Origin of the sequence: Streptomyces sp. BoleA5 (assembly GCF_000373665.1) — a bacterium.
Lineage (GTDB): Bacteria > Actinomycetota > Actinomycetes > Streptomycetales > Streptomycetaceae > Actinacidiphila.
In genome coordinates this window covers 103,481-115,235 of sequence record NZ_KB892092.1, presented here as the reverse complement: position 1 = coordinate 115,235, position 11,755 = coordinate 103,481, and the positions used below count along the sequence as shown (strand labels likewise).

The window sequence follows — 11,755 nt, the reverse complement described above, 5'->3', positions numbered from 1 at the left end:
GGTGACCCCCGTGGAGCCCGGCACCGCCGCCGACGACCCGGTCCTGGCCGCCCTCGGCGGGCTGGGCACCCCCGTCGACTGCGCCGGCCTGCGCAGCCTCCCGCTGGAGGGGCCGCACGTACTGTGGCTCGTCGTGGCGGGCGCCCTCGACCTGTTCGCGGTCGACGCCGCCCAGCAGGGCCACTGGCACTACCTGGGCCGCCTGGAACCCGGCGCCCTCCTGCTCGGCCCGGTCGAGGGACCCCGGCACACCCTCGTCGGCCGCCCCCTGCAGGGCTGCCACCTGCGCCGCGTCCCGTTGCGCGAGCTGTACCGGCACCCGCAGCAGGCGGCGTACGGCGACGGCTGGGACCGGCAGGGTCCGTACGGCGCCGGCCACGACACCCGCGAACTCGCCCTCAGCCTCCTCGAGCACGCCTTCGCGCTCGGCGTCGGCCGCAGCCAGCGCGTGCTGTACGAGGCCCCGCTGACCGGCCGCGCCACGGACGCCGAGCACGTCGCCGACGACGACATCCTGTGGCTGCCGGTCCTGCCGGGCAGCGTGCAGTACGGCGCCGCGTACTCCGCGGAGGCGGCGGGCGACCTGCTGATCGACGGCGCGATGTGGCAGAGCATGGTCAACCAGCAGTACCGGCTGCTGTCCACGCTCGACGGCTGGATCGAGGGCATGGAACGCGCCCACGAGGACCGTACGGCCGCGGGCATCAAGGCCGGGGAGGCCGTGCGGGAACAGGCCGACCGCGATCTGCTCGCCTCCATCACCGCCTCCCGCAAGGCCCCCTCGCGTACGGCCGCGGCCTCCTCCGACGACACGACGTACGCCGTCTGCCGCCAGGTCGCCGAGGCCGCCGGGATCACCCTCGTCCCGCCGTCGCGCAGCGGCGCCGTCAGCGACCGCGTGGACCCCGTCGAGCGGGTCGCGCTCACCTCCGGCATCCGCAGCCGACCGGTACGCCTCGACGGCGAGTGGTGGCGGGAGAACACCGGCCCCCTCGTCGGACGCCGCGCCGCGTCCGGCGCGCCGGTGGCACTGCTGTGGCGGCGCGGCGGGTACGAGGCGGTCGGGCCGGGCGGCAGCAGCCGCGTCCGGGTCGCCGAGTACAACGCGGAGGACTTCGAGCAGCGCGCGGACATGCTCTACCGGCCGCTCCCCGAGCGGGGCACCGGTCTGACGCGGCTGCTGCGCTTCAGCCTCAGGGGCTCTTTCGGTGATCTGCGCAACCTCGTCCTCAGCAGCCTGGTCACCGTCGGCCTCGGCGCCCTCGTGCCCATCGCGACCGGGCAGGTGCTGGGTACGTACGTACCCGACGCCGAGACCGGGCTCATCGTCCAGGCCGCGCTGGCCGTCGCCGTCACCGGCCTGGTGTGCGCCGCGTTCATGCTGACGCAGAACCTCACCGTGCTGCGTATCGAGGGCCGTATCGAGGCCACCCTGCAGCCCGCGGTGTGGGACCGCCTGCTGCGCCTGCCGACGGGGTTCTTCGCCGGGCGTTCCACGGGTGAGCTCGCCAGTGCCGCCATGGGCATCAGCGCCATCCGCCGCGTGCTCGCGGGGGTCGGCCCGGTCGCCGTCCAGGCGACGACGGTCGGGGCGATGAACCTCGTCCTGCTCCTCCTGTACAGCGTCCCGCTGGCTCTCGCCGCCCTCGGCATGCTCGTCGTCATCGGTGCCCTGCTCCTCGGCCTCGGCCTGTGGGAACTGCGCTGGCAGCGACGGCTGGTGGAACTCGGCAACAAGCTCAACAACGAGGCCTTCCAGACCCTGCGCGGCCTGCCCAAACTCCGCGTCGCCGCCGCCGAGAGCTTCGCCTACGCCGCGTGGGCCCGCCGCTTCGCGCGCAGCCGCGAACTCCAGCGGCGGGCCGGCCGCGTGAAGAACATCACCACCGTCCTCAACGCCGTCTACCTGCCGCTCTGCTCACTCATCATGTTCATGCTGCTGGCCGGTCCTGCCCGGGGCTCGCTGTCCGCCTCCGGCTTCCTCACCTTCAGCACCGCCATGACGATGCTGCTGACCTCGGTCACCCAGCTCACCGGGGCACTGCTGTCGGCCGCGGCGGTGCTGCCGATGTACGAGCAGGTCAAGCCGATCCTCGACGAGGCCCCCGAGGTGCGGGGCGGCAGCACCCAGCCCGGCGTCCTCTCGGGCGCGATCGAGGCCCGCAACCTCTCCTTCCGCTACTCCGACGACGGCCCGCTCGTCCTGGACGACGTCTCCCTGCGGGTCGGGCCCGAGGAGTTCGTGGCGATCGTCGGCCCCAGCGGCTGCGGCAAGTCCACGCTGCTGCGGCTGCTCATCGGCTTCGACCGTCCCGCCTCCGGCAGCGTCCTGTACGACGGCCAGGACCTGGCCGCCCTTGACCAGGGCGCGGTCCGCCGCCAGTGCGGCGTCGTGCTGCAGAACGCCCAGCCGTTCACCGGCTCGATCCTCGACTGCATCTGCGGCGCCGAGGCGTACTCGCAGGAGGAGGCGATGGAGGCCGCCGCCATGGCCGGTCTCGCCGAGGACATCAAGCGCATGCCCATGGGCCTGCACACCATGATCGCGGGCGGCAGCACCATCTCCGGCGGCCAGCGCCAGCGCCTGATGATCGCCCAGGCCTTGATACGCCGGCCCCGCGTCCTCTTCCTCGACGAGGCCACCAGCGCCCTCGACAACGAGACCCAGCGCATCGTCATCGACAGCACCCGGCGGCTGCGGGCCAGCCGTGTGGTGATCGCCCACCGGCTCTCCACCGTCCTGGACGCCGACCGCGTCGTCGTCATGGAGGACGGGCGCGTCGTCGAGCAGGGCCGTCCCGCCGACCTGCTGGCGAACCCCGGCGGCCGGCTGCACGGGCTGGTGCGGCGCCAGATGAGCTAGATCAGGGGGACGGCGCGCCGGTAACGTGCGGGCGTCCGCCGATGACTGACGCGGCGTTGCGGCGAGCCACCGCTTCTCGTCACTCTCGGGGCGGGGATCGCGAGGGCTCCTGCGGGTGGCGGAGCCGGGGGTGGGCGTCTCCGCGCTCGCCGTATGCGGTGGCGACCGCACGGGCCCCGAGTGCGGTGTCGGATCCCCGGCAAGCGGGAGCAGTCGCCCCTTCGAACAGGGAAGGTGCCGTCTCGCGGTGTCGGCATCCCGACACCTGTCTGCAAGACGACAGGCGGTCGGGCGCGGACGTCGCCCGGGGCCTTTGCGACGCGCCGCCCCCCCGAGAACCCCACGGCCACCACCCGCGGGCACGGACCGAACCGCTCGCCGCCATATCCGAGTTCGCGCTGGTCAAGGCCTTGGGAGGCTCGATTCCCCGCACCTCGGAGATCGACCGGCCGCCGTTCCCGACGCGGGGAACTCACCGCTCCACGACGGCGCATGACCCCCCGCCGGGCGGCCGCGGCGACGCCGGGCGGAACGGATCGTCATACGAACGTGATCTTCCCGTAATCGCCTGGAGGTTGGGTGTGACGGACATTCACACCGTTAACTTCATGGGAGGAGACTCGTGGTCAGAAGCCCGAGCCTTCGACGACGACGCCGAATCGCCGTGGCGTCGGCAATCACCGTTTTCGCCACCATATTCAGCGGCTTGGGGAACTTCGGTCCTGCCGCCGCACAGACCGGCACCCCGCTGCCGGACCTGAAGCTGGGCCAGTACGACCACGACCGCCCCTCCCTCACGGGTGGTGGCGCCCTGCGCACCGCCGCGCAGCCCGGCACCGTCAAAGGCCAGTACGTGGTGCGGCTGCGGGAAGCGCCCGTCACTTCGTACACGGGCGGCGTCAAGGGACTCGCGGCCACGAGACCGGCGGCCGGGCAGGAACTCCAGCCTCATTCGGCCGCGGCCGAGAAGTACCGCCAGCACCTGGGCGACGCGCAGCGTGACGTGCTCGGCGACTTCGGGGTGCGGGCTCAGCGGACCTACACGACCGCCTTCAACGGCTTCGCCGTCAAACTGACCGGCGCACAGGCCGGCAAGCTGTCCAAGGACCCGCGGGTCGCGGCGGTCACCCCGGCCCGCCTCGTGAAGGCCGACGCGGCGACGACCCCGACCACGCAGGCGGCGCAGCCCACCGCACAGGCGCCGGGGCGGACGGCGGCGCGTACGGCGACGACCGCGACGGCGACGGCGACGACCACGACCACGACCACGACCAAACCGGTCCACGGCTCCAATGTGGTCGTCGGTGTGATCGACACCGGGATCTGGCCGGAGAGCGCCTCCTTCGCCGCCACCATGGCGGCGCCCGCGGGCTGGCGCGGCACCTGCCAGAGCAGCAAAGACTTCCCCGCCACCGCCTGCAACGGCAAGATCGTCGGGGCACGCTACTTCGCCGACGGCTGGCTCAGCGCCCACGGCTCGCTGCCCGACGGCGAGAGCCTCTCACCCCGGGACATGAACGGGCACGGCACCCACACCGCCTCCACCGCGGCGGGTCTTCCCGTCAAGCACGCGATGGTCCTCGGGCACGACTACGGCGCGATCTCCGGAGTGGCGCCGGACGCGCGGATCGCCGTGTACAAGGCACTGTGGGGCGGCTCGGGTATGGACGCCGACATCATCGCGGCGATCGACGCGGCCGTGGCCGACGGCGTCCAGGTGATCAACTACTCGATCGGCACGGCGATGGGGGACTACCAGCCGAACAGCCCGATCGGGAACGCCTTCCTCAACGCGTACCTCGCCGGCGTCTTCGTCGCGGCGTCCGCCGGCAACGACGGCATGTCCGGGATGATCAGCAACGCCGAACCCTGGGTCACCACGGTCGGTGCGACGGTGGAGCGGTCCCACGAGGCGACCGTGCGACTCGGCGACGGCACCCGCATCGTCGGCACCTCGATGGACCAGCTCCCGTCCCGTCGCAGCACACCGATCGTCTTCGCCGACCAGGCCGGATCACTCGAGGACGGCGCGCAGTACTGCTGGTCCGGAAGTCTCGACCCCGCCAAGGTCAAGGGCAAGATCGTGGCCTGCGACTTCATCGACTCCGTCGACGCGGTGGCGACGGTCAAGGCCGCCGGCGGTGTCGGCGTGGTGCTGTTCCAGTCGACCGGCAACGTACGCCTCAACGTGATCTACGACTTCCCGACCGTCTACCTGTGGAGCGCCGAGCAGGCGGGCAAGCTCTTCAACTACCTGTGGGCGCACCGTACCGACGGGACCGCCTCGCTGGCCCAGGGCGGGGACGGCAGCAGCCTCGTCGGACTGCCGAGCGTGGCCGGACTCTCGTCCTACGGCCCCGACCAGACGCACACCGGACTCCAGAAGCCCGACCTCGTCGCGGACGGCATCGACGTGGTCGCGGCGGTGTCGCCGATGGACGGCGGGCGCCTGTTCGACGCCTACTCCGGCACCTCGATGGCGGCCCCGCACGTGGCCGGCATGGCCGCACTGCTGCGCACCCGGCACCCGAAGTGGTCGCCCGGCGCGACCGCCTCGGCACTGCGTACCACCGCCACCGACACCCGGGGCACCACCAACCCCCTCCGCCAGGGCTCGGGCCTGCCGCGCACCTCGTCCGCCGACGACCCCGGCCTGGTGATCGAGCCTTCGGCGGCCGAACTGACCGGCTTCGCGGCCGCGGCGACTCCGGACGGCAAGGAGATCAACCTGCCGTCGATCGCGCTGCGCGAGTACGACGGGACGAAGCCGGTACAGCTCACCCGGCGGCTGACGAACGTCGGCACGCGAACCGAGACGTACACCGCGCACGTCGACGGCCTCGCCGGGATGAAGGTGACCGTCAGCCCCCGGACGATCTCGGTGAAGCCCGGAGCCACCGCCAAGGTGACCATCACCCTGGAGCGGGGCACCGCGACCTGGGACCGCTACACCACCGGCTCACTCGTCTTCAGCAGCGCCAAGCACCGCGTGCGCCTGACGGTCGCCGGCCGGCCGTGGGGCTTCACGCCCCGGCCGTACGACGACACGGGCATCGAGTTCGGCCGCACCGGCGGTCAGGGCCAGGGCTTCCTGGAGCCCGGCTTCACCGGACCGCTGGCCGGCCGCACCACCGGTTACACCCCCGTGACCTGGACGGACAAGAAGCTCACGACCACCGTCAGCGGCGGCGTCTTCTCCCCCGGCGGGGTGGGCACCCAGGGCACGAGAATCGTGGTGCCGCGCGGCTCGGCCGGACTGGTCGTGCAGACGGCCTCGGACGACCCCGGCACGAATCTCGACCTGTACCTCTACAAGGACGGCAAGCTGGTCGATCGAAGCTGGGCCTCGTGGCACAGCAGCGAGCGCAGCGTCCGGTTCTTCCCCGAACCCGGCGTCTACACCGCCTACGTCCACGCCCAGACGGCGACCTCGTCCGACGTCCCCTACCGGCTCGGGGTGACCGTCATCCCTGAGAACGCCGACCGGCGCAACGCCACCATGACCACACCGGCCAGGGTGGAGCGGGGCGGGTCGTCACAGGTGACCCTCGACCCCGTGGGTCCGCAGCCCGACGTCGAGCAGTGGGCGTACACCGAGTTCCGCACCGGCCGGACCGTCGTACCCGGCCTGCTGATCAGTTCCCGCTGACCGCGGACCGACGCACTGACCAGCTCACGACGAGCCGGGGGCCGGCCTTCCCTGGGGGAGGCCGGCCCCCGGCTCGTCGGCACGGGGTCTTCGGCAGGCGGGCCCCGCACCCTGACCCGCCAGGCGGTCCGCGCAGCAGGTCGCGAGGGCCGCCGTCAGGGGACGACGATGACCGGGCGGCGGGCCCTGCGCGCCAGGCGGTCGGAGATCGAGCGGAAGAGCCTGCTGCCGGTTCCGCGCCCGCCTCCCACGATGATGGCGTTCGCCCGGTACTTGCGCCCCGCCTTCTCCAGTTCGTCCGCGACGGCGCCCTTGCGGTGGATGAGCGTCCAGGGCAGCCCCGACAGATGGTCCTCGCCCGCGAGCTGCCGCAGGAGCGTGTGCGTGCCCCCGCGGGGCCCGACCCCGCCGCCCGCGCTCTCGTAGCCGAGCAGCGACGCGACGGGGTTCTCCCTCGCGACGTGGACGATCAGGAGTGTCGCGCCGGTGCGCCGCGCCATCCCGGCCGCGTACGACAGGGCCCGTCTGCTGGTGGCGGAGCCGCTGTATCCGACGAGCACGCCGTACCGGTCGACGGCCGCGTGGTGACCGCCGGACACGGGGGCCGGCCGCCCCGCGGTGGAGGACCGCGGCAGGGGATCGTCGCCGAGGGGTCCGGGAACTCCATGGCCTGCCATGAGAAACCTTTCGGGGCTGAGCTGAACGGCTGTGCTGAACGGGAGACGGCCTCGGTGACCGGAGGCGGTCGCGCGAGGACGACCGGGCATCCACCGCTACCGACCGGCGCCGCCCGCGAAGTGTGACAAGCCAGGCACCTCCGGACGGGACGGCGCGCCCGGCGGCGGCGTGTCCGCCGGGGAGTGTCACACCCGCGCGGGACGCCCGGTCTCAGGGGAGGAAGCAGAGCGCCGACCCCGGGAACGTGAGGAGACGCACCGTGAGCGAGGAAGCGGTTCGCGGGAGGCGCGGCGCGTCGCCCGCCGCGGGGACGGGAGCGCCGTGAGCGCGCCGCAGACCGCCGGCACGGCATGGCGGCGGCGGATGGTCGCCCGCGTCGCCGACGAGAAGCACCGCACCGCCACCGCGCTGGAGCTGTTCTTCGACCTCTGCTTCGTCGTGGCCGTCGCCCAGACGTCCGCCGCGTTCGAGGAGGAACTGGCCGCGGGACACGTCGCCGGCGGCGTCCTCGGCTACGCGCTGGTGTTCTTCGCGATCTGGTGGGCGTGGATGAACTTCACGTGGTTCGCCTCCGCCTACGACACCGACGACATCCCGTACCGCCTGCTCACCGTCGTGCAGATCGGCGGCGCCCTCGTCATGTCCGCGGGCACGGCGGCCGCCCTGCAGGACGGCGACTACACGGTCATCACCTGGGGCTACGTCGTCATGCGGCTCGCCATGGTGAGCCAGTGGCTGCGGGCCGCCCGCTCCGACCCCGAGCGGCGCCGGAGCTGCCTGCGGTACGCCGCCGGGATCCTGGTGGTGCAGACCGGCTGGCTGGCGCACCTCGTCGTGCCCGGCGACCTCCGCCTCCCGGCGCACGCCGTCCTCGCCCTGGCGGAGCTCGCCGTCCCCGTCTGGGCCGAGCGGGCGGCCAACACCACCTGGCATCCGCGCCACATCGCCGAGCGCTTCGGCCTGTTCACCCTGATCGTGCTGGGCGAGTCCATCACGGCCGCCGCCGGCGCCGTACGCGCGGCCCTCGACACCGACGCCACGTTCGGTGACATCGCCACACTGGTGCTGGGCGGCACCCTCACGGTCTGCGCCCTGTGGTGGCTGTACTTCGCCCAGAACGCGTCCCGTCGCCTGGGCGGCTTCACCACGGCCACGCTGTGGGGCTACGGCCACTACGCGGTCTTCGCCTGCGCGGCGGCGGTGGGCGCCGGACTGGCCGTCAACGTCGCCCAGGCGACCGGGCACGGCTATCTGACCGCGTACGGCGCGGCAGCCGCCTACACGGTGCCCGTCGCCGGATTCGTGCTGTCCGTGTGGCTGCTGCACCGCACGGCCGCCGGGCACCCCACCGCGCCGGACGTGGTGCACGCGCTCGCCGTGGCGGCGATCCTGGCCGCCACGTTCGCCCCCGCCCCGGTCCTCGTGACCGGTCTCGTCTGCGCGCTCCTGGTCGCGGCGACCTGTGTCCCGCGCGAGCGCGGCGGCGTACGGGCGGCGGCCGTCTGAACGGGCGCCGCCGACGGAACCCCTCACGCGGCGGCGGCGTCCAACCGCCATGACCACCAGGCATTTCGCGTGCGCCACCGCCCTCGCTGCCGCCGCCGCCGCTGCCGTCCTCACGGGCTGCACCGACGGGGACCCCACCTCCGTGGTGCTCCCCACCGCGGCGGCGCCGAGTATCCCGGCGCCGACCTCCATCCCCTACGAGCTGTACACCCACTGCGGAATCGACGAGGCCCGGATCGGCTCCACGTACTTCGAGGCCGAGACCCCGCTCTCCGACGGCTCCTTCAATCCCCCGCCGGGCTGGGACAACCCCACGCAGCACGGCACGATGACGCTGGTGTCGCCGACGGAGGCGGTCTTCACCGACCCCAAGGGCCACGAGGTGCGTTTCCGGGCCCGGAAGGGGGCGCACGACTTCAAGCGCGTCTGCGAGTGACGGCCGTGGGCCGTCACGGCACGGCCCAGGTCGAGAAGATGTGGAGCGCCGCCTCGATCCGGGCCTTGTCCGCCTCGTCCGGTTCTCCGGCGAACCGGACGAGGACCACGGCCGAACCGGGGTCGCCCGCGACGAGGAGCGTCAACGGGACGCGGCCGGACAGCGGATAGGCGTACCAGCCGTCGTGGCGTTCGGCGTCGGTCGCCGGGAGGGCGCCGTCGATCGCCTGCCAGTCCCGGTCGTCGAACGCGTATCCCGTGAAGTGCGCCACCGCCTCGCACAGGGGCCGCAGGTTGGTCTCGAAGACCCAGTGACCGGTGAAGACCCGGTCGTCGTCCCCAGTGGTCAACTCTCCCCCGTCTGCGCCCGTGTTCTGAGGGAACCATGGTGGACCGGGCTCAGCAGTAGGAGTTCCAGCCGGAGCGGTAGCCGTCGCGGTAGCCGCGGCGGTATTCGGAGTTCCAGCTCTGCGGGCGGTAGGAGTCCCACTGGTTCCGGCAGCGCGGGCGGGAGCGGGCGTCGTGGCGTCCGTCGTCGCGGCCGTCGCGGTAACCGCGCCAGTACCGGGTGCCCGCCTGCGGGGCGAGGGTGCCCGCGGCCTGCGCCTGTACGGTGCCCGCCATGGCGTGGCCGGCGGTCGCGGCCTGCGCGGGCGCCGCCGGCAGGACCGCCAGGGCTCCTACGGCTACCGGGCCTGCGAGCAGTGCGAGGAATCGCTGTGCGCGCATGGCTGTTCGTCCTCTCGGAAGCGTACGGGGTGGGCGCCTCGTCCCTGGTCAGGCCCAAATCCGGGTGTCAGGCGCGCCTTTGGGGAGCGGCGGGGCACCGGCTCGAAGGGGCGGATAACACCCACCCCCGACGCTATCGAGCCGGATTTAACATGTCCACTTATGGGTCAATCTGCCCCGTATTTTCTTGCGGGTGTGCACTGTCCGTGCCCCCTCCGTCACCATCGGCGGTCCCGACAGGGGCGGGCCGCTACCCCGGCTGGTGACAGGGCCGGAGGTCTTCGTCCCAGGGCAGCGGAACGGGGCCGCCGCCGGGCACGCACCGGAGTGCGTGCCCGGCGGGGCCGTCAGACGCCGGGGGTGCGGCCCGGCGCCGGGGCCGTGCGCTGCTGCGGCAGCGTTATCCCGTCGGGCTGCTCCTGACGCAGCACCACGTTCCGCGTCGGGAAGGAGATCTCGATGCCCTCCTCCTGGTACCGGCGGTGCAGGCGCTTGATGAACTCGTGCTTGATCCGGTACTGCTCCCCGTACTCCGAGGTCCGCAGGATCACCGAGAAGTCGATCCGCGACTCGCCGAAGGTGTGGAAGCGGACGACCGAGTCGTGCTCGGGGATGCCGCCCTCGACGTGCGCCATGACCTGAGCGGCGACCTCGATGGTCACCCGCTCCACGTGCTCGAGGTCGTTGCCGTAGCCCACGCCCGCCTGGACGATGAGCGACATCTGCTGCTCGGGCTGGTGGAAGTTGGTGGCGATCGCGCTCGCCAGCTTGGCGTTGGGGATGATGACCAGGTTGTCCGACAGCTGGCGCACCACGGTGTTGCGCCAGTTGATGTCGACGACGTAGCCCTCCTCGCCGCTGCTGAGGCGTATGTAGTCGCCGGGCTGCACGGTCTTGGACGCGAGGATGTGGACGCCCGCGAAGAGGTTGGCGAGCGTGTCCTGCAGGGCCAGGGCGACGGCGAGACCGCCGACGCCGAGGGCGGTGATCAGGGGCGTGACGGAGATGCCCAGGGTCTGCAGCAGGACCAGGAAGCCCACCGCCATCACGGCGACACGGCTGATGTTGACGAAGATCGTCGCGGAGGCGGCGACCCCGGACCGGGACAGCGCCAGCGACCGCACGGTCTCGGCGACCATGCGGCCCGCGGCTATCGTGGCCGCCAGGATCAGCACCGCGACGAGCACCTGGGCGACCGTCCGGTCCACGGCGCGGGTCAGCGGCAGCGCCGCGGCCCCCACCCAGGCACCCGCCGCCAGCGCGGCCCACGGCACGACGGTGCGCAGGGCGGCCACGACGATGTCGTCGCCGCCCCACCTGGTGCTCCTGGCCCGCTCGCTCAGCCACTTCAGGGCCAGCCGCAGCAGCAGCCCCGCCAGGGCGCCGGCGGCGATCGCCGCACCGGCGACGACCAGGTCGTGCAGCGTGAGGGCGCGGTTCACCGGTCGCCTCCCCACGTGCGTACGGATTCACCCACGGGGCGCGGGGGATGCTGTGTCGTCACTGGTCGCCTCATCGTTCGGGGACGTGCGGGGGACATTCGGGGGACGTCGGGGGACGTTCGAGCGAACCGCGCCGAACAGGCGTTGTCCTGGCGCGATCTGACACATCCTGCCGCAGTGGTGAGGCGGCCCGCATACGGCCCCCACCTCTGCGACCCGATCCCGCGAAGATCGCGGCGGCCGGGCCCGGCGACCGGGGGCCTGGCGGTATCCTCCCTGTTCACGATGCCCGATGCCCGATGCCCCGCCCCCGCGTGAACGAGGGGGCGGGGCCGGGCGCCGCTAGGCCTTGTCGTCAAATGAGCTCCCCCAGCTACCGCTGGGAGGGGCCCCCACCGCCCGAAGGGCGGGCTCAGCGGCTCCCCCAGCTGACGCTGGGAGGGGCCCCCTGGT

At 72.8% G+C, this 11,755-nt stretch carries 8 protein-coding genes; 4 read left to right on the top strand and 4 right to left on the bottom strand.

The window, feature by feature from the left end; genetic code table 11:
- The first annotated feature begins 1 nt into the window (after window position 1).
- On the top strand, window positions 2–2,863 hold the full coding sequence (locus B085_RS0107955; protein ID WP_018558042.1) for an NHLP bacteriocin export ABC transporter permease/ATPase subunit: 2,862 nt from the start codon (window positions 2–4) through the stop codon (window positions 2,861–2,863).
- A 706-nt stretch (window positions 2,864–3,569) separates the two neighbouring features.
- Window positions 3,570–6,512, top strand: a complete 2,943-nt coding sequence (locus B085_RS0107950; RefSeq protein WP_199789171.1) for a S8 family serine peptidase — start codon at window positions 3,570–3,572, stop codon at window positions 6,510–6,512.
- 155 nt (window positions 6,513–6,667) lie between these two features.
- Here the strand turns inward: B085_RS0107950 and B085_RS0107945 are convergent, their stop codons facing one another.
- Entirely contained in the window at window positions 6,668–7,189 is a 522-nt protein-coding gene (locus B085_RS0107945) for a universal stress protein (RefSeq protein ID WP_026250787.1), read from the bottom strand.
- 322 nt (window positions 7,190–7,511) lie between these two features.
- Between B085_RS0107945 and B085_RS0107940 the strand changes: the two genes are divergently transcribed.
- Together B085_RS0107940 and B085_RS0107935 are read left to right on the top strand one after the other, a co-directional pair.
- Window positions 7,512–8,696, top strand: coding sequence for a low temperature requirement protein A (locus B085_RS0107940; RefSeq protein WP_018558039.1), 1,185 nt, complete (start codon window positions 7,512–7,514; stop codon window positions 8,694–8,696).
- A gap of 49 nt (window positions 8,697–8,745) precedes the next feature.
- Window positions 8,746–9,132, top strand: a complete 387-nt coding sequence (locus B085_RS0107935) for a hypothetical protein (protein WP_018558038.1) — start codon at window positions 8,746–8,748, stop codon at window positions 9,130–9,132.
- Between the two features lie 13 nt (window positions 9,133–9,145).
- Here the strand turns inward: B085_RS0107935 and B085_RS0107930 are convergent, their stop codons facing one another.
- The 3 genes from B085_RS0107930 to B085_RS0107920 all read right to left on the bottom strand — a co-directional run bounded on the left by B085_RS0107930 (window position 9,146) and on the right by B085_RS0107920 (window position 11,302).
- Complete coding sequence (locus B085_RS0107930; protein WP_018558037.1) at window positions 9,146–9,481, bottom strand: hypothetical protein; 336 nt, start codon at window positions 9,479–9,481, stop codon at window positions 9,146–9,148.
- 49 nt (window positions 9,482–9,530) lie between these two features.
- A complete protein-coding gene (locus tag B085_RS0107925) occupies window positions 9,531–9,860 on the bottom strand; it encodes a hypothetical protein (protein WP_018558036.1) in 330 nt (109 codons plus the stop codon).
- Between the two features lie 347 nt (window positions 9,861–10,207).
- Entirely contained in the window at window positions 10,208–11,302 is a 1,095-nt protein-coding gene (locus B085_RS0107920; RefSeq protein ID WP_018558035.1) for a mechanosensitive ion channel family protein, read from the bottom strand.
- Window positions 11,303–11,755 lie beyond the last annotated feature (453 nt).